Genomic DNA, 17,638 nt, shown 5'->3' with positions numbered 1-17,638 from the left:
ATGACACAGCCAGGCCGTTTGGACCAACCCATAGTGTCAGGTCTTTACAGATAAGAAATGGGGCACTGCATGGATTCCTGGGTGACTTCAGGGGAGGGCCACCCACGCAGATGGCCGATCCTCGCAGTACTTGTTGTGAGCCTTCTCGTCGTGGTCCTGGACAACACAATCTTGAACATTGCGCTGCCCACGATCCAGCGTGATCTCAATGCCAGCCAGGGGGAACTTGTCTGGGCCATTGACTCCTACATCCTGACCTTCGCCGCATTGCTGTTCACGATGGGTGTCTTAGGCGACAAATACGGACGAAAGCTCGTACTGATGGCTGGCATGTTCGTATTCGGAGCGGCCTCATTGGTGTGTGCCTTCTCCACGAGTGGAGGCATGCTGATCGGTTGGCGGGCCGTTATGGGCATCGGCGGCGCGGCGGTCATGCCAACGACCTTGGCGATCATCACCGTTGTCTTTCCTCCGCACGAGCGTGGCAAGGCAATCGGCATGTGGGCCGGTGGCGTTGGCGCGGCCATCGCTCTTGGTCCGGTGCTCGGCGGCATCCTTCTGAAGAACCCACATTGGACCGAGTGGCTGATCGGCAATCAGTTTGGTTCGGTATTCCTCATCAATGTGCCGATCGTGATTGTCGGCCTGTTCTTCATCTGGAGGATCGTCCCCGAAACGAAGAATCCGCATGCGGGCAAGTTGGACGTCCCCGGCCTGCTGATCTCAGCGACGGGCATGTTCCTGCTGGTCTACGGCATCGTGCATGCGTCTGAGACCAAGGCCTGGCTGGTGGCGCCTGTGCTGGTGCCGATCGTGCTCGGCACGATCATCCTGGCCGTCTTCGTGATTCTGGAGATCCGCAGTGATCACGCGAGCTTCGACATGAGCCTGTTCAAGAACCGCGGCTATTCCATCGCCCTCTCAGCGGTGACCTTGACCTTCTTCGCGATGTCAGGCATCACCTTCACCTTGCCGTTCTACTTCCAGCTGATCCGCGGAATGGACACCCTTGCTGCTGGGCTGTGCTTTCTGCCTTTCGCAGTCGGTCAGCTGCTTGCCGCCCCGCGAAGCGGTGGCATGGTCATCCGTTTCGGCTATCGCAGGGTGATGACGACCGGCCTGGTTCTTGTGGTGATCGCCTTGATCGGCTTGCTGTTGATTCGAGTGGACACACCGATCTGGATGGCACTCATCGTCTTCTTCATCTTCGGCTTCGGCATGGGAAATGTCATCGCTCCTGCGTCTACTTTGCTGCAGAACGTTCTGCCGCTGAGCAAGGTTGGTGCGGGTTCAGCAGTGCAGAACGCTGTGCGTCAGGTCGGTGGCGCATTAGGCGTGGCCATCGTTGGCACCGTGCTTGCCACGCGCTATGCCCTGAATCTGGATGCCGTGTTCGCAGCTTCCCCCGTGCCTGTGCCAGCACCTGTGCAGGAGGCTGCGTCGGAGTCCTTGCCTGCCACGCTCGCAGTCATCGGGCACCTTCAGGGATTGCCGGCCTCACTGGTCACACAGTTCCAGAACAGTGCCTTTGATGCCTATCTCTCTGCGTCGCACATCACTACCTTCCTGTCACTCACCATCGTGGTAATCGCTGCGCTCTTGGTGGGCTTCGGGCTGCCGATGATCACCCCGCCCACGCAGGGCGCAGCACCGGTCGGACCGCCGGTGGATCCGATGGACGAGCTCGTCAAGGAAGAGGGCGCTGCATACGCCGCGGAGGCCGCTCAGGAGTACGAGCAGACCGAATAGCCGGAGTAGTCAGGAACGACCCTCGCGCCAGGCATTGGTGATCGGCAGGCGCCGATCCCGGCCGAAGGCACGCAGGGAGATCTTGGTGCCTGGCGGGGATTGCCGACGCTTGTACTCAGCACCATCTGTCAATCGGATGATGCGATCGACCATGGCCGGGTCAAATCCAGCGTCAATCAACTGCGCTGAGCCGTGGTCGGAAGCCACATAGCCCTCCAGCAGCGCATCAAGAACTGGGTAGTCGGGAAGGGAATCAGAGTCCTTTTGATCTGGACGCAGTTCAGCGCTCGGCGGCTTTTCAATGCTGCTCGGTGGGATAGGCGGAGTCTGGCCGAGTTCGGCCGCATTCGCATTGCGCCAGCGGGACAACTCCCACACCAGCATCTTGGGAACATCCTTGATCGGAGCGAAGCCACCAACACTGTCGCCATACAGCGTTGAGTAGCCAACTGACAGCTCGCTCTTATTGCCAGTGGTCAACACTAGGTGGCCCTCCTGGTTGGAGATGCCCATCAGCGTCGTTCCGCGCACTCGTGCTTGCAAGTTTTCTTCGGCAAGCCCAGTCAAGTGCAGTGAGCCCATGAATGCGTCCACCATGGGAGCAATCGGAACAGTGCGCAGGTGTAATCCGGTGCGTTCTGCCATATCCGCCGCGTCATCCTTGGAATGTTCTGACGAATACACGCTCGGCATGGATACGGCGTACACCCGATCTGCGCCGATGGCATCGCATGCAAGGGCGGCGACAAGCGCAGAGTCAATGCCTCCGCTCAAACCCAGGATCACACTCTTGAAATGGTTCTTGTTCACGTAGTCTGCGAGGCCGCAAACCAACGCTGAGTAGATCTCGTCAAACTCCGGCAGACGTTCGCGGATCTCGCCAGTTTCAGCTGGCTCTTCGGTATTCAGTTGACCGGCGAGTTGGGTGACATCGTCATGGATCTGCGATTCGGGCATTGCCAGATCAACAATGACGAGCTCTTCCACGAATTGTGCGCCACGGGCGACAACTTTGCCCTTGGCATTCACAACCAGCGAATCGCCATCGAAGACAAGTTCATCCTGGCCACCGACCAGATTCACGTAAGCGACGGCGCAGCCTGCCTCGATTGCGCGCTCGCTGCAGAGTGTCCTGCGCACGTCGGTCTTGTTACGTTCGTATGGAGATGCATTCAGCACGAGCAAGAGCGAGGACGAGACTTCACGCGCCCATTCGACCGGACCACCAGTGCGCCACAGATCCTCGCAAATAGCCAGAGTGATGGTCGTGCCGCCGATGCGCAGATGCGTTGGAGTGGTTCCAGGCAGAAAATACCGAGCTTCGTCGAAGACCCCGTAGTTGGGAAGGTGGTGCTTGATGTAACGCGCCACGATGCGGCCTTGGTGAAGTACGGCTGCGGCATTGACCGGCGAGGAGACTTGGGCATGTGAAGGACCGGTGTCAACGCAATCGAGATATCCCACGACCGTGACCAGTTCACCCAGCCCGGCGGAAACGAGATCGCCAGCCAGACGGTCAAGTGCAGAAATGGACGCATGTTGATAGGACGGACGAAGGGCCAGATCCTCAACTGGGTATCCCGTGAGCATCATTTCCGGAAAGGCGATGAGATGAGCGCCGGCAGCGCCCGCTTGGACAGCCATATCCAAGATCTTCTGAGAATTGCCCTCGAGGTCCCCAACCGTGGCGTTTGCCTGAGCAAGGGCGAGTCGCAAAGTGGGCATTCACTGAGGGTATCGACCCATTGTCCAGGCTTCATGTCATACGCCTGTAACACTTCAAGGGGCAAAATGGGACCACGTACAGTCTGTTCGAGACGGGCGTGCGTTATCGGGAGGTCAACGCCACATGGATAAGCAGGCCGAATTTGTGCTGCGCACGATCGAGGAGCGAGATATTCGATTCGTTCGTCTCTGGTTCACCGATGTGCTCGGCACACTGAAGTCGGTTGCAATTGCTCCGGCGGAACTGGAAGGCGCGTTTGCTGAAGGCATCGGCTTTGACGGCTCGGCGATTGAAGGCTTCACGCGCGTTTACGAATCCGACATGATCGCCAAGCCAGATCCGGGCACTTTCTCACTGCTGCCTTGGCGAAGTGAAGGCCCTGGTGCTGCGCGATTGTTCTGCGACATCCAGATGCCCGATGGCAGCGCCTCGTACGCCGATCCGCGCTTTGTTCTCAAGCGAACGCTGACTCGCGCTGCCGATCTCGGTTTCACTTTCTACGTGCATCCTGAGGTTGAGTTCTACCTGCTGCAAGGTCGACACAAGCTTGGTGAGCTTCCTGAGCCTGCTGACTCTTACGGCTACTTCGATAACACTCCGCACGGACAGTCCGCGGATTTCCGCCGCCAGGCGATCATGATGCTTGAGCAGATGGGCATCTCAGTTGAGTTCTCACATCACGAGGGCGGACCTGGGCAGCAGGAGATCGATCTTCGGTATGCCGATGCGCTGACCACGTCGGACAACCTCATGACCTTCCGTCTGGTCATGCAGGAGGTTGCGCTGGAGCAAGGGATGTTCGCAACATTCATGCCCAAGCCGTTCACCCAGCACCCCGGTTCTGGAATGCACACGCATCTTTCGCTGTTCGAGGGTGACCGCAATGTCTTCTACGAAGCTGGAGCCCCTCTGCAGCTCTCGAAGCTTGGTCGCGCCTTCATCGCTGGTTTGTTGCAGCACGCGCCAGAGATCACGGCTGTCACGAATCAGTGGGTGAACTCCTATAAGCGCCTACTCGGTGGCGCGGAGGCCCCGGCCTGGGCTTGCTGGGGGCACAACAACAGTTCTGCCTTGATCCGTGTGCCGATGTACAAGCCCTCCAAGGGCAACAGCACCCGCATTGAGTACCGCGCCCTTGATAGTGCGGCCAACCCCTACCTCGCCTACGCAGTCATCCTGGCTGCCGGCTTGAAGGGCATAGAAGAGGGTTACGAGTTACCTGCAGGTGCAGAAGAGGATGTCTGGGCACTGACCGAGTCAGAGCGCAGGGCGCTGGGGATGAAGGCCCTGCCCGCAAGCCTGGGCCAAGCACTTGAGGTAATGGAACGCTCAGAACTGGTGGCCGAGACCCTTGGCGAGCATGTCTTCGACTTCTTCCTGCGTAACAAGAAGGCCGAATGGGATAACTACCGCGGACAGGTAAGCCAATGGGAGCTTGACCAGTACTTGCCCCGTCTGTAGCTCCGGTATCCAGCTCTCACGGTTGAATGGTTTCCATGAGCGAGGGGGTAGGTAGCGGACGCCACTCTTCGCCGGCCAGTCGCCTAGTTCGCCTCGGCATTGTCGATGTCGATCGAGCTGAGCAGATCCTTCAGCGTCCAGCCGTCGCGCTTGTCCTTGATGGACCCGACCTGGATCTGTTGGCGAGCCTGAGCGGTGTTGCTGACCCAGACCTTGCACTCAGAATGCTTGAGCGCTTCTTTGAATGCTGCGATGCGCGGGCCAAGTCCCTGTTTCGATCGGATCAGGACTTCCGCGGTCGGCTGCTGGATGTTCTCGGGATGTCCGAAGCTCTCGGCGATTTCCTCGTGCGGCATCCAAAGCAGGTTGAGGTGCTGATGGATGGGGAAGCCCTGGCTCGCACACCAATCGCGACAGAAGTGCGGTCCCGCTTGCTCACTGCTGTTGGCGCAGATGCGAATAATGAGCTCGCACCATCTCGCGATGACTCAACAGCGACCCTGGACGCATTGCGCATCGCGTATCGTCGTGAACTCTTGGGTATCGCAAGTCGTGATCTCTCGCAGCTGGCACCGATGAAGTTGGTTGCGACATGGTTGTCCGACCTGGCCGACGCTGTACTTGAGGCAGGTGTGGCGATCGCTCGAGCGGGCGTGCCTGCCGAGTTCGCTGATTGTCGATTCGCAGTCATCGGAATGGGCAAGTGTGGTGGTCGCGAACTCAACTACGTCAGCGATGTCGACGTCATCTTCGTTGCGGAATCAATCGATGGTGATGAAGATGCGGCCTTGCGAACGGCCACCTTGCTCGCAACTGGACTTATGCGCGCCTGCAATGAGACCACTCAGGAGGGACGCATCTGGGAGGTTGATCCGAATCTGCGACCTGAAGGCAGACAGGGAGCCTTGGTGCGCACGATTGACTCGCATGTGGACTACTACGAGCGCTGGGCGAAGACATGGGAGTTCCAGGCTCTTTTGAAGGCCAGATATGCAGCGGGAGATCAGGTGCTCGGCGAGCGCTATGTGGAAGCCGTAGCTCCCTTTGTCTGGAGCGCAGTTGAACACGAAGGCTTTGTCGAGGACGCCCAAGCTATGCGTCGCCGTGTCGAGGCGAATATCCCTAGCCGGATCGGAGCGCGTGAACTCAAACTTGCTCCCGGTGGCCTTCGGGATGTGGAGTTTGCTGTGCAACTGCTCCAGCTCGTGCATGGCCGAAGTGACGTCCTCATCCGGAGCCGAACAACGCTGGAAGCGCTGGAATCCCTGGCGACGTGGGGATATGTCGGCAGAGCTGATGCTTCAACTCTCGGCGAGGCCTATTCCTTCCTTCGCACTCTTGAACATCGCATCCAACTGTTCCGACTGCGTCGCACGCACACCATGCCCGACACCGACATGGAACTTCGCCGCCTGGGGAGGTCGATGGGCTACCGCAGTGATCCTGTAAATGAGCTCGTCGCCGTCTGGAAGCGTCATGCACTCGAGGTGCGAAGGCTGCACGAGAAGCTGTTCTATCGGCCATTGCTACTGGCGGTGGCTCGCCTTGATGCCGGCTCAGCCCGGCTCACGCCTCAAGCCGCGGAAGAACGACTGCGCGTACTGGGCTACCAAGACCCACCCGGCGCTTTGCGCCACATCGAGGCACTCACTGTCGGTGTCAGCCGCCGAGCTTCAATTCAGCGCACCTTGTTGCCCGTTCTCTTGGGCTGGTTCGCAAACGCACCAGAGCCAGACGGTGGATTGCTCGGATTTCGTCGAGTGAGCGAAGCGCTGGGCTCTACCCATTGGTATCTGGGTCTGTTGCGAGACGAGTCGGTGGCCGCGGAGCGGATGGCACAACTCCTGGCGAGCAGTCGTTATGCAACTGATCTGTTGCTTCGTGCCCCTGACAGTGTCGCCATGCTGGTTGATGATCAGGAGCTCAGACCGCGCTCACGCGCGAACCTCATTGCCGAAGTGCAGGCCGCCATCGGCAGATATGACGAGCCAGACCGGGCGGTAGCTGCTGTTCGAGCGCTGCGTCGGCGTGAGCTCTTTCGAATTTCGGCGGCCCAGCTGTTGCACCTCAGTGACGTCGATGCAGTGGAACTAGCATTGACGGACGTCTCTGCTGCAACTCTTGTTGGCGCCCTTGGGGTCTCGCTCAGTGTCGTAGCCACCGAATTCCAAGCCCCCTTGCCCTTCGCCTTTTCGGTGATCGCGATGGGACGATTTGGTGGGCATGAACTGGGACTGGGTAGTGATGTGGATGTCATGTTTGTCTATGACCCACATGAGGGCGCTGATCCAGAGACTGCCGGCCGGCTTGCATTTCAGGTGGCCAATGACATGCGCAAGCGATTGATGGCGCAGAGCAACGACCCGCAACTGGTGATTGACGCTGATCTGCGTCCCGAAGGCAGACAGGGACCGTTGGTACGCAGTCTTGATTCGTACGCGGCCTATTACGCGCGATGGTCGGCGGGATGGGAATCGCAAGCCTTGCTTCGCGCAGTGTTCGTTGCTGGCGATGCTGAACTCGGTGCTCGCTTCGAAGGGATCATCGCTCCGCTGCGCTATCCGGCTGCGGGCCTGGAACCAGATCAGGTGCGCGAAATCAGACGGCTGAAGGCGCGCATGGAGTCAGAACGACTTCCTCGCGGCGCGGACCCGAATCTGCACACCAAACTCGGCCGCGGTGGCCTCAGCGATGTTGAATGGGTAGCGCAACTGCTGCAGTTGCAGCACGCCTACGCAGTTCCCGGTCTTCGCACCACTCGAACATTGGAAGCCCTCGAAGCTGCCTGCCAGGCCGGGCTCATCCTTCGCGAAGATGTCGACTACTTGCGCACGGCCTGGCAGTTCGCCGCGCGCATTCGTGACGCTGTGATGTTGGTGCGAGCGCATGCCTCCGATCTTGTCCCAACTGATATTCGTGAACTGCGGGGGATTGCATATGTGCTCGGCTACTCGCCAGAGGACTCCGGCCGAGTGCTGGAGGACTACCAGCGCATCACCCGTCGCGCGCGCAATGTTATGGAGCGAGTCTTCTACGACGCGGGGTGACGCTTGGTCAGTGGATACGCCGCGAGAAACTGGAAGCTGTCCCGAGCGAAGGAATGCAGGAATCGATCGCAAGGACCAGATGTGTCCGGGTCGAGCTTGTGACAAATGGGATCGCCATCTCGCTGGTGATTGAAGAAGAAGCCGGCCGACCAGTACTCATTCATGTCGAGCACCATCGCTCGCTGCACTCCAGTTGCAACCAAAGTGTCTGCGAGGCTCTGAGCTGACAGTGCTTGGCCAACGACATACACCAGACTGCCGTCAGCGCGTTGGCCCATGCCCGCCCGCCACGCAAGATTCTCCTTGTCCGTTGTGGCACCCCAGTTGACGTTGTACTCGGGTCCGTTGACCTTTGACTGACCGTGATCAACGATCAAATCCAAGTTCTGCCGCACGGCGATCATGTCCGGAGTCAAGCTGAGATTTCTCCCCCATCTGCCGATGAAGACTTGCCCGTCGCGATAGAAGACCGCTGAGGCGCGGCCCTTTTCCAGAGGATGGACCATCTGGCCGTCGTACCAATATCCGGCACGCGTGTCCTCGAGTCGGAATGCACCATTGGTGTTGGCCATCACGAGGGGCCAGAGCTCTTGCGGCAGTGCTCCGTTGAATGGATTTGCTCCGCCCTTGGGCTCTTCATATCCCGGCACGAACATTGAGTTCAGAAGTGAGGTGTCCAGCCACATTGCCGTCGCGTAATAACTGGTGTGGACATTGTCAGTGCGCACGCGCGTGACATACACCGCGTGCTGCCCATCAACCTTGCTGCCGACGCCTTGCCAGACACCTTCCAATGGCTCGGGAACGGCAACGGGCGAAATGAGATCAACTGGGGGGCTGAGGTGGGTGACTGCACCCGGGTCAGTCGTGGGTCTTGGTCCAGGGGAGAAGTTGAAGTCAGGAGGGGTGGTCGGTAGAGCGGAGGCTGGAGAACTCGATGTTGGGCTCGGGGAGGGCGTGGATGGGATCGATGCACTTGGTGATGGCGAAGCAGCTGGGCTTGGTGGTGGTGTCACCTCACCCGGGCCAAAACTCGCAGAGATCTTTGGCCTTCCGCCGACTTCAGGTTTGTTGATGTACTGGTAGTAGAAGTCCTCCATGCGCGCAACCACGGCGCCCATGTGATGGTCGCGCATCCACGTTGCAGCTACGACTTGAAATGGTTCGCCGGGTCTCTGGTCCATCGCGCTGTAAATGGACCAACCGACAAATACCAATGCCGCGACCAGTAGGGCAGCAAGAATGAGTGAGGTTCGCTTGATGACCGTGCGCATGTCTAGGCTCCAGTGTGGCTAGCGCACACGACCATGCCACCCCTTTGCTCGACTGCTTTTCATACTGCCATAGGAAGATGAAATGGAGTGGACCCGAAGGCCCACTCCATTTCATGTCGAAGCGTGAAACGCGGTTCTTGCCTAGATGTCGTAATAGAGGTTGAACTCATATGGATGCGGGCGCAATTGGATTGGCTCGATCTCCTTGCTCCGCTTGTAGTCGATCCAGGTCTCGATCAGATCAAGAGGGAACACCCCACCCGCCTGCAGATACTCGTTGTCGGCTTCAAGGGCCGTGAGCGCCTCGCCCAGTGAGGCCGGAACCTGCGGAATTGCCGCGTGCTCGTCAGGTGGGAGTTCGTAAAGATCCTTGTCGACAGGTGCAAGCGGTTCGATCTTGTTCCTGATCCCGTCGATGCCAGCCATGAGCTGGGCGGCAAATGCGAGGTAGGGATTTGCTGAAGGATCAGGCACGCGGAATTCGATGCGCTTGGCCTTGGGATTGTTGCCCGACACTGGGATGCGAATGCACGCCGAGCGATTGCGAGCGGAGTAGACGAGGTTTACCGGAGCTTCGTAGCCAGGCACGAGGCGGTGATAACTATTGACTGTTGGATTGGTGAATGCCAAGAGCGATGGTGCGTGGTGAAGTAGGCCACCGATGTACCAACGAGCGATGTCCGACAGTCCGCCGTAGCCGCGCTCGTCGTAGAACAGCGGCTTGCCGTCCTTCCACAACGACTGGTGGCAGTGCATGCCGGATCCGTTGTCACCGAAGAGTGGCTTGGGCATGAAGGTCGCGCTCTTTCCATGCTCCCAGGCCACGTTCTTGATGATGTACTTGAACAGCATGACCTCATCGGCGGCGTGCTGCAGTGTGTTGAACTTGTAGTTGATCTCGCCTTGACCTGCAGTGCCGACCTCATGGTGTGAACGCTCGACTGTCAGCCCGACGCCGAGCAACTTGGTGACCATGTCATCGCGAATGTCTGCAAAGTGATCAACGGGTGGCACTGGGAAGTAGCCGCCCTTGTATGGAGTCTTGTAGCCAAGGTTGCCGCCCTCCTCGATGCGCCCGGTGTTCCAAGCAGCCTCGATGGAGTCAATGTGGTAGTACGACTCGTGTTGGTTGGAGTCAAAACGCACTTCATCGAAGACGTAGAACTCGGCTTCTGGCCCGAAGTACACCGTGTCGGCAATGCCTGTTGATGTGAGGTAGGCCTCGGCATTGGCTGCCACGCTGCGCGGATCGCGACCGTAGGGCTCGTTGGTGAACGGATCGCGAATCGAGAAGTTCATCACCAGGGTCTTGGCCTTGCGAAATGGATCAAGGTAGGCAGTTGCCGGATCCGGGATCAATTTCATGTCGGATTCGTGGATGGCTTGGAATCCGCGAATCGAGGATCCGTCGAACATGAGACCGTCCTCGAAGACGCTCTCGTCGAAGGACACCGCCGGCATGTTGAAGTGCTGCATCACTCCGGGCAGATCGATGAAGCGAACATCAATGAATTCGATGCCCTCGTTCTTGACGTACTTGAGCGCTTCCTCGGCATTGCTGAACATGACACCTCCTGCACCAGATGGTGCGTCTCGTGGCCCACATGGGGACTTTCACTCTCGGGTGGGCCAAGGGCCCAGGAACGATCAGCACTCTAGTAGTCGGCTCGCGGCAGCCACATGCCGATCGCCGTGAGCAGATTGCGGCCCACTACGGTTCCCAGGTGACTTCCCCCGTCCCAATCGCGCTGCCCGGCGAGCTTGCCGGCCTTGGCCGGCGGCTCGCGGCAATCACCATCGATTGGGTAACCAGCTTGTTGGTCGCCTCAGTGATTTTTCCAGGCTTGCGCCCGTGGAGCGAGAACGCAGCCATTCCGATTCTGCTGGTCTTCTTCGCCGAGATCACCTTGTTCACCTGGTTCTTCGCCAGCAGTTTTGGGCAACGCCTCTTGCGGGTGGAAGTCGTTGATCTCCATGGAGTGCGCTTGTCGCTGTGGCGTATTGCCTTACGAACCCTGCTGATCTGCTTCGTGATCCCAGCGGTCGTCTTGGACTCGCAGGGCCGAGGCCTGCATGACCGTGCGGTCGGCAGCGTTGCCATCCGGTATCGCGCGAACTAGACCAGTGAACTAGGCGCCCCGGCGCCGGCGAACCTGTCGGGCACTGGTGGGCATGGGGCCTTTGGGCACAGGTAGTCCGCCGCCGACCTGACTTACCGCGTCGAGGCGACGTCGCATTTCAGTGATCTCGCCGCCCCGCAGGTTGCGGGGAAGCTTGGTCAAGGAGCGCTGCAACTTTGACAGTTTGATTTGGCCTGTCTCATCGCCAACCTGCAGTTCGTAGATAGGAATATCTGGCACCCATCGCGCGGTCTTGCGCCGCTCTGCAGCCAGCATCGGAATCACTCGGCTGCTGGGGCCTTCAGAAATCAGAATCACGCCGGGCTTGCCTACCACCCGGCTGATGAGGTCTTGGTTCTTGTTCACCGCAACGCCAGGGGTCACCTGCCAGCCTCCGCGGAGGTTTTGAACAACTGCAGCAGCGGCGCCGGGCTGACCTTCGATGGAAGAGTATGCCGCGGACATTGCGCGTCGGCTGAACCAGAACACGCCGGCGACAGAACCGGCCGGAATGGCAAGCAGGATGGCTGTTGGCAGGTTGAGGAAGTAGGCAATCGGCACCCCGACGACGACTGCACCAGCGATGAAGAACCCGGCAATTTCCAAGGCCAATAGCCGGTGGACCTTTTGAGCCATCGACCAGTTCTGGGCAATCGTTGAGAAGGATTGGCGAATTCTCTTGAACATGAGGCCTGATCGTATTGGTCGCTGAGGGAGCCCGGACTTAGCGGGCGGCCATGGCTTGCTCGTATAGCCGGCCAGCTCGGTAGCTTGATCGCACAAGCGGACCGCTCAGCACACCCGCGAATCCGATCGAGGTGGCAAGGGCCTCGAACTCGACAAACTCCTCTGGACGCACCCAGCGTTCGACCGGGTGATGCACGCTGGAAGGTCGCAGGTATTGGGTGATGGTCACCAGCTCGCAGCCGGCCAAGTGGAGATCACGAAGTGCTTGCTCGATCTCTAGGATCTCTTCGCCCAGTCCAAGAATGAGATTGCTCTTCGTTACCAATCCCGCGGCGCGGGCCTGACTGATGACGTCCAGACTGCGCACGTAATCGAAGGCGGGACGGATTCGCTTGAAGATGCGAGGCACTGTTTCAAGATTGTGGGCCAGCACCTCTGGACTTTGCGAAAAGACCTCGGCAAGCAGCGCTGGCTTGCCCGAGAAATCTGGGATCAGCACTTCGATGCCAGTGCTCGGATTCAGTGCCCGAATTTGACGAATGGTTTCGGCCCACAGCCAAGCGCCCTCATCGTCGAGATCATCTCGCGTGACGCCGGTGACGGTTGCGTATCGCAATTGCATCGACTGAACTGATTCGGCAACACGACGCGGTTCATCACGATCAAGCGGTAGCGGTTTGCCGGTGTGAATCTGGCAGAAGTCGCAACGTCGGGTGCACTGCTCGCCTCCGATGAGGAAGGTTGCCTCGCGATCCTCCCAGCACTCATAGATATTGGGGCAGCCGGCCTCCTGGCAAACCGTGTGCAGGCCTTCTCGTTTCACCAAATCCCGAATCTGCGTGTACTCCGGACCGGTGCGCAGTTTGGTGCGGATCCAACTCGGCTTGCGCTCGATCGGCACTTCAGCGTTGCGGGCTTCAATGCGCAGGAGCCGACGACCCTCGTTCGACGTGCCTGCGAATACTGGATCAGCACTCATGCGGCATACCCCGGGAGGATCATGTGCATGCGTTCTTCAACTAAAGGCACTATCTCTTCGACGCTGACATTGCGGCCAAGTTCATTGCTGAGCGAGGTAACTTCGGCATCACTGATGCCGCACGGGACGATCCGATCAAAGGCCGACAGATCGCAATTGCAATTCAGCGCGAAGCCATGCATCGTCACGCCTTCTGCAACGCGGATGCCTATCGCTGCGACCTTGCGCTCTGACCCGCCTTGCCTTGGAGTGATCCAGACGCCACTGCGGCCCTTCACTTGTTGCGCATCAAGCCCGAACTCGCGACACACATCGGCAAGCATGCGCTCGAGTCGACGCACGTGCGCGATGACATCAACAGGGCTGCCAAGACGAAGGATGGGATAGCCAACAAGCTGGCCCGGACCATGCCAGGTGATCTTGCCGCCTCGATCGACATCAACGACAGGTGTGGAGTCAATGGGGCGTTCAAATGCTTCGGTGCGACGTCCTGCTGTATAGACCGATCGATGTTCGAGAAGCAGCAGGGTGTCGGGAGTTTGGCCACTGACCACTGCTGCGTGGATCTGGCGCTGGAGTTCCCAAGTTGCGGAGTATTCGACCGCATTGGGGCCAAATCCAAGATGCCTGACCTGCATTAGCGAGGTGATCTGCACAGCGGTCATCGTAAGTCCAGTAACTCAAGTGCGCGATGAGCGGCCCGGCGTCCGCTGACGAGGGCACCTTGAATTGATCCCGTTTCTCGATGGTCTCCGGCAAGAAGCAAGCCCCCATGTTCAACAGGCTTGCTTACAACGAATGGTGGTTCCATGGCCGGCAGTGCGTAGGGAATCGGGTACACCGCCACCAGCTCCCAAGCCGATGTCGGCACGGCGTAGAGCTTCGAGAGATGCGTTCGCACTGCTGTCTCCGCTTCTGCGCTGGTGTCCAAGCCGAGTGTCGATGACGAGATCAGCACCCGGTTCTCGGATGCATAGGAAGCTGCTGCGTTGGTGAGAGCGACGCTGTTGATGACTGGGCCACTTGTCGAACCATCGACCAGCAGCAGCGGGAAGCCCGCCGTCAGCTGCTGCGAGGGAAGATCAGCAAGGTGATACCAAGTGGTCACTGCTCGCCCAAGTGGCACGCGCAGCCCTGGAGCAAGGGCTTGGGCCGATAAAGGATCAGTTGCCAAGATCGCGAGTTTGGCGCGAATGCGAGAGTCGTCAGCCGTAATGACGGACTTGTTGTTGATCTTGGCAACTGCAGAATTGAGCCGAACCGTGCCTGATGGCAGTGCTGCGTGGATCTGCTCGGGGATGGCCTGCATTCCCTTGGCTGGCAACGATGGCCTGCCGTGCACGAACGATAAGAGAGCCAGATCCATGAATCGACGCGAGGTTGCCAATTCTTGCTCGAGGAATACGCCGGTGAGGAAAGGCGCGAGGATCTGCTCGATAAGCCCTTCGCTGATGCCGGCTTGAGTCAGAGCTTCATGCGCGCTGACATCTGGTTCGTTCAAACGGATGGTCGGCGATTCACGAGCAATGTGCAGGATGTAGCGGGCCAGACGTGCCTTGGCCACCGGTGATCCGCTGGCCGGCCCGAGCGCCCGCAGCCCCCAAGTCAGTCTTCTACGAGGGTCACCCAGGCGCAGAAGGCGGCCGTTGCCGAGGCGGATCCCCAAGCCGGGTGCCAAGGGGCGGAGCCGTAGTTGGGCATGATCAAGGATCCTTGCTGCTTCTGGATAGGCAGGGTTGTACACCTGGAAACCGCGATCCAGTTGCAGCCCGTCGACGAAATCTGTGCGAACTCGACCACCCACCTGATCGCCTGCTTCCAGTACCAGCACTTCGACGCCAGCAAGACACAGTTGACGGGCAGCTGCGAGTCCGGCCAGACCCGCGCCAACGATGACGACGTCAGCGCTCAAGGCTTCCGCCAAGCGGTGCTGATCGCTGATTCGATGGTGGTGTCAGCCCAGGTGAATCCGGTCGACTGCAAGACCGCGGGTGCAACGCGAATGCTTCCCAGGACTTCAGTGGAGAACTCGCCTAGCACGATTTTTAAGGCCGCTGAGGGCACCGGAAGCAAGGTTGGGCGGCCCATCACCCGACCCATTGCAGCAGTGGCCTCGCTATTGGTCACTGCGTTTGGTCCAGTCAGGTTGACTGCGCCCGAAATAGACGGGTTGGTCATGCAAAGACTCAATGCCGCAATCTCATCGCGCAGCGAGATCCAGGACCAGTACTGACTGCCTGATCCAAGCTTTCCGCCAACGCCAAATCGAAAGAGCGGAAACATGCGAGCCCAAGCGCCGCCGTCGCGCGCGACGACAAGACCAGTGCGTGCTCGCACGACTCGGATGCCTGCATCGCTGGCGCCCGAAGTTGCTTCCTCCCACGCCTGGACGACACCGGCCAGAAAGCCTTCGCCTGCGGGTGCTTGTTCGTCGACGAGTTGTCCGCCGGTATCTCCATACCAGCCGACGGCCGAACCGGAGACGAGCACAGCAGGCGACGTATCCAATTGAGTCATCGCTCTTGCAATGGTCTGGGTGCCGAGTACCCGACTGTTCAGAATCTCCGCCTTATAGGCATCCGACCATCGATGATCCCCAACCCCAGCTCCAGCTAGGTGAACGACAGCTTCGGTGCCTTGGAGGGCACTGAGATCGACCGTTCCCGCAATGGGATCCCAAGTGATCTCGTCGGGCGAAGTGGCTGCTCTGCGCACGAGGCGGCTGACCTCGTGACCATCAAGGCGCAGTTGTGCGATGAGCGCAGTTCCGATGAGCCCGGTAGACCCGGTGACCGCAACTCTCATTGGGCTATAGCCCGAGTTCGCCCCCGAAGGAGGCCTCTTCCAGGCGAGCCTTCATAGCGACCAGGAATCGAGCGGCATCCGCGCCATCGACGAGGCGATGGTCATAGGACAGGGAGAGGTACATCATCGATCGAATGGCGATGACTTCCTGGCCAGTGTTGTCAGGGACGACCACAGGGCGCTTGACGATGGCTCCAGTGCCAAGGATCGCGACCTGGGGCTGGTTGATGATTGGTGTGTCGAACAGAGCACCGCGACTGCCGGTGTTTGTGATGGTGAATGTGCCCCCACTGAGTTCATCAGGTAGGACCTTGCTCTGGCGAGTGCGCTCAGCAAGATCGGCGATGCTGCGTGAGAGTCCGGCGATGTTGAGATCGCCAGCATTGCGGATCACCGGCACGAGCAGGCCGCGATCAGTGTCAACGGCGATTCCGAGATTCTCGGAATCGTGATACGTGATCGTGCCCTCGGCCATGTCGATGGAAGCGTTGACCATCGGAAATTGTTTCAAGGCTTCAACTGCTGCCTTGCTGATGAAGGGCAGGTAGGTGAGCTTGACTCCTTCGCGGGCTTCGAAGTCATCCTTGACGCGACTGCGCAATTTCGCGATCGCCGTGACATCGACCTCGAGCACTGTGGTCAGTTGTGCAGAAACGTGGAGTGACTCGACCATGCGCTCGGCAATTACTCGGCGCAAGCGAGAGATCTTTTCGGTGTGACCGCGCAGTGGAGACGGGCTAGCCGTATTTGCAACCGCACTTGGTGCTGAAGACGAAGTCGCCGGTGTCGCTGGGTTGGCCTCGGCAACTGCGAGCACATCCTGCTTGCGAATCCGGCCGCCGATGCCAGTGCCGACCACAGATGAGAGGTCAACCCCGTTTTGAGTCGCAAGTCGACGAACCAGTGGAGTCACATAGGACTCCCCATCAGATGAAGCTGCTGCCGGGAGCGCTGCGGGAACGGGAACTGGAACAGGCACCGGTGCCGCTGGGGCCGGCACCGCCGTAACGGGCACTGGAGCTGGAACCGGAGTTGGAACTGGCGCAGGTGCAGGAGGAGCAACAGTCGCAGCGGGCGCGGGTGCTGCGGGAGCCGCAGCAGGAGCCACCGCCGAGTCCGCAGAGCCGATGAGGCCCAAGACTGCGCCGACTTCTGCTGTTGCATCTTCGGCTACGAGAATCGACAGGAGCACGCCAGTTGCAGGGGAGGGAAGTTCGGTATCGACCTTGTCGGTGGAGATTTCCACGAGCGGCTCGTCGACGGTGACGGCTTCGCCAAGCTGCTTCAACCAGCGGGTCACTGTTCCTTCAGTGACGCTTTCGCCAAGTTGTGGAAGCAGGACGTTGACCGTCGCACCGCTTGCGGCAGGAGCTGCGAGAGACGGCGTTGCCGGGCTGGGGATTGGCGCTTCTGGGACGGGTGCCGCTGCAATCGGCTCGGCAACAGCGGCTACTGGTTCAGGTGCGGCCACCGGCGCTGGTGCAGCGGGCGCAGCCGGGGAGGCACCGGCCTCGTCCGCGGCGCCGATCACGCCAAGTTCTGCCCCGACCAGCACGGTCTCGTCCTCGGCGGCACTGATTGCAAGCAGCACCCCCGAAGCCGGCGCCGGAATCTCGGTGTCGACCTTGTCGGTCGAGATCTCAAGCAGCGGCTCGTCGGCCGTGATGGTGTCGCCCACCTGCTTCAACCATCGAGTGACGGTTCCTTCGGTGACGCTCTCACCGAGCTGTGGCATCGTGACTGAGACCGACATGTGAACTCGACTCCCTTTCGAAGATCCGGATCGCGGA

13 protein-coding genes are annotated in these 17,638 nt (G+C 59.5%); 4 read left to right on the top strand and 9 right to left on the bottom strand.

Features of this window, described 5'->3' with window-relative positions:
• The first annotated feature begins 69 nt into the window (after positions 1-69).
• A complete protein-coding gene (locus tag Q7L55_04625; GenBank protein ID MDO8731844.1) occupies positions 70-1,749 on the top strand; it encodes an MFS transporter in 1,680 nt (559 codons plus the stop codon).
• 9 nt (positions 1,750-1,758) lie between these two features.
• Here the strand turns inward: Q7L55_04625 and Q7L55_04620 are convergent, their stop codons facing one another.
• A complete protein-coding gene (locus Q7L55_04620; GenBank protein MDO8731843.1) occupies positions 1,759-3,474 on the bottom strand; it encodes an NAD+ synthase in 1,716 nt (571 codons plus the stop codon).
• A 124-nt stretch (positions 3,475-3,598) separates the two neighbouring features.
• Here Q7L55_04620 and glnA (Q7L55_04615) point away from each other — a divergent pair, with 124 nt between their 5' ends.
• Both glnA (Q7L55_04615) and Q7L55_04610 read left to right on the top strand, forming a co-directional pair.
• Entirely contained in the window at positions 3,599-4,936 is a 1,338-nt protein-coding gene (gene glnA, locus Q7L55_04615; GenBank protein ID MDO8731842.1) for a type I glutamate--ammonia ligase, read from the top strand.
• A gap of 35 nt (positions 4,937-4,971) precedes the next feature.
• Positions 4,972-7,983, top strand: coding sequence for a bifunctional [glutamine synthetase] adenylyltransferase/[glutamine synthetase]-adenylyl-L-tyrosine phosphorylase (locus Q7L55_04610; protein ID MDO8731841.1), 3,012 nt, complete (start codon positions 4,972-4,974; stop codon positions 7,981-7,983).
• On the opposite strand, the gene Q7L55_04605 is transcribed toward Q7L55_04610, so the two are convergent.
• A complete protein-coding gene (locus tag Q7L55_04605) occupies positions 7,968-9,257 on the bottom strand; it encodes a phosphodiester glycosidase family protein (GenBank protein ID MDO8731840.1) in 1,290 nt (429 codons plus the stop codon). The two genes, Q7L55_04610 and Q7L55_04605, sit on opposite strands and share 16 nt — an antisense overlap.
• A 141-nt stretch (positions 9,258-9,398) precedes the next feature.
• Positions 9,399-10,823 carry a type I glutamate--ammonia ligase gene (glnA, locus tag Q7L55_04600; protein ID MDO8731839.1) on the bottom strand — a complete coding sequence of 475 codons (1,425 nt, stop codon included), beginning with the start codon at positions 10,821-10,823 and terminating at the stop codon, positions 9,399-9,401.
• Between the two features lie 158 nt (positions 10,824-10,981).
• Here glnA (Q7L55_04600) and Q7L55_04595 point away from each other — a divergent pair, with 158 nt between their 5' ends.
• Complete coding sequence (locus Q7L55_04595) at positions 10,982-11,377, top strand: RDD family protein (protein ID MDO8731838.1); 396 nt, start codon at positions 10,982-10,984, stop codon at positions 11,375-11,377.
• Between the two features lie 9 nt (positions 11,378-11,386).
• Here the strand turns inward: Q7L55_04595 and Q7L55_04590 are convergent, their stop codons facing one another.
• The 6 genes from Q7L55_04590 to sucB are packed head-to-tail and all read right to left on the bottom strand — an operon-like array spanning position 11,387 to position 17,601.
• On the bottom strand, positions 11,387-12,064 hold the full coding sequence (locus Q7L55_04590) for a DUF4191 domain-containing protein (protein MDO8731837.1): 678 nt from the start codon (positions 12,062-12,064) through the stop codon (positions 11,387-11,389).
• A gap of 37 nt (positions 12,065-12,101) precedes the next feature.
• Entirely contained in the window at positions 12,102-13,043 is a 942-nt protein-coding gene (gene lipA, locus Q7L55_04585) for a lipoyl synthase (GenBank protein MDO8731836.1), read from the bottom strand.
• Positions 13,040-13,681: a lipoyl(octanoyl) transferase LipB gene (lipB, locus tag Q7L55_04580; protein MDO8731835.1), complete on the bottom strand. Its 642-nt coding sequence runs from the start codon at positions 13,679-13,681 to the stop codon at positions 13,040-13,042. The genes lipA and lipB overlap by 4 nt, the downstream gene beginning before the upstream one ends.
• A 23-nt stretch (positions 13,682-13,704) precedes the next feature.
• Positions 13,705-14,955, bottom strand: coding sequence for an NAD(P)/FAD-dependent oxidoreductase (locus Q7L55_04575; GenBank protein MDO8731834.1), 1,251 nt, complete (start codon positions 14,953-14,955; stop codon positions 13,705-13,707).
• Positions 14,952-15,848, bottom strand: coding sequence for a TIGR01777 family oxidoreductase (locus Q7L55_04570; protein MDO8731833.1), 897 nt, complete (start codon positions 15,846-15,848; stop codon positions 14,952-14,954). Before Q7L55_04570 ends, Q7L55_04575 begins: the two co-directional genes overlap by 4 nt.
• Before the next feature lie 4 nt (positions 15,849-15,852).
• The gene (gene sucB / locus Q7L55_04565; GenBank protein ID MDO8731832.1) at positions 15,853-17,601 is read right to left on the bottom strand and encodes a 2-oxoglutarate dehydrogenase, E2 component, dihydrolipoamide succinyltransferase; all 1,749 of its coding nucleotides are present in this window, start codon (positions 17,599-17,601) and stop codon (positions 15,853-15,855) included.
• Positions 17,602-17,638: the final 37 nt, after the last annotated feature.

Source organism: Actinomycetota bacterium, assembly GCA_030650795.1.
GTDB lineage: Bacteria > Actinomycetota > Actinomycetes > S36-B12 > S36-B12 > UBA11398.
The sequence above is the reverse complement of the archived record's forward strand: the minus strand, read 5'-3'. Positions and strand labels throughout refer to the sequence as shown.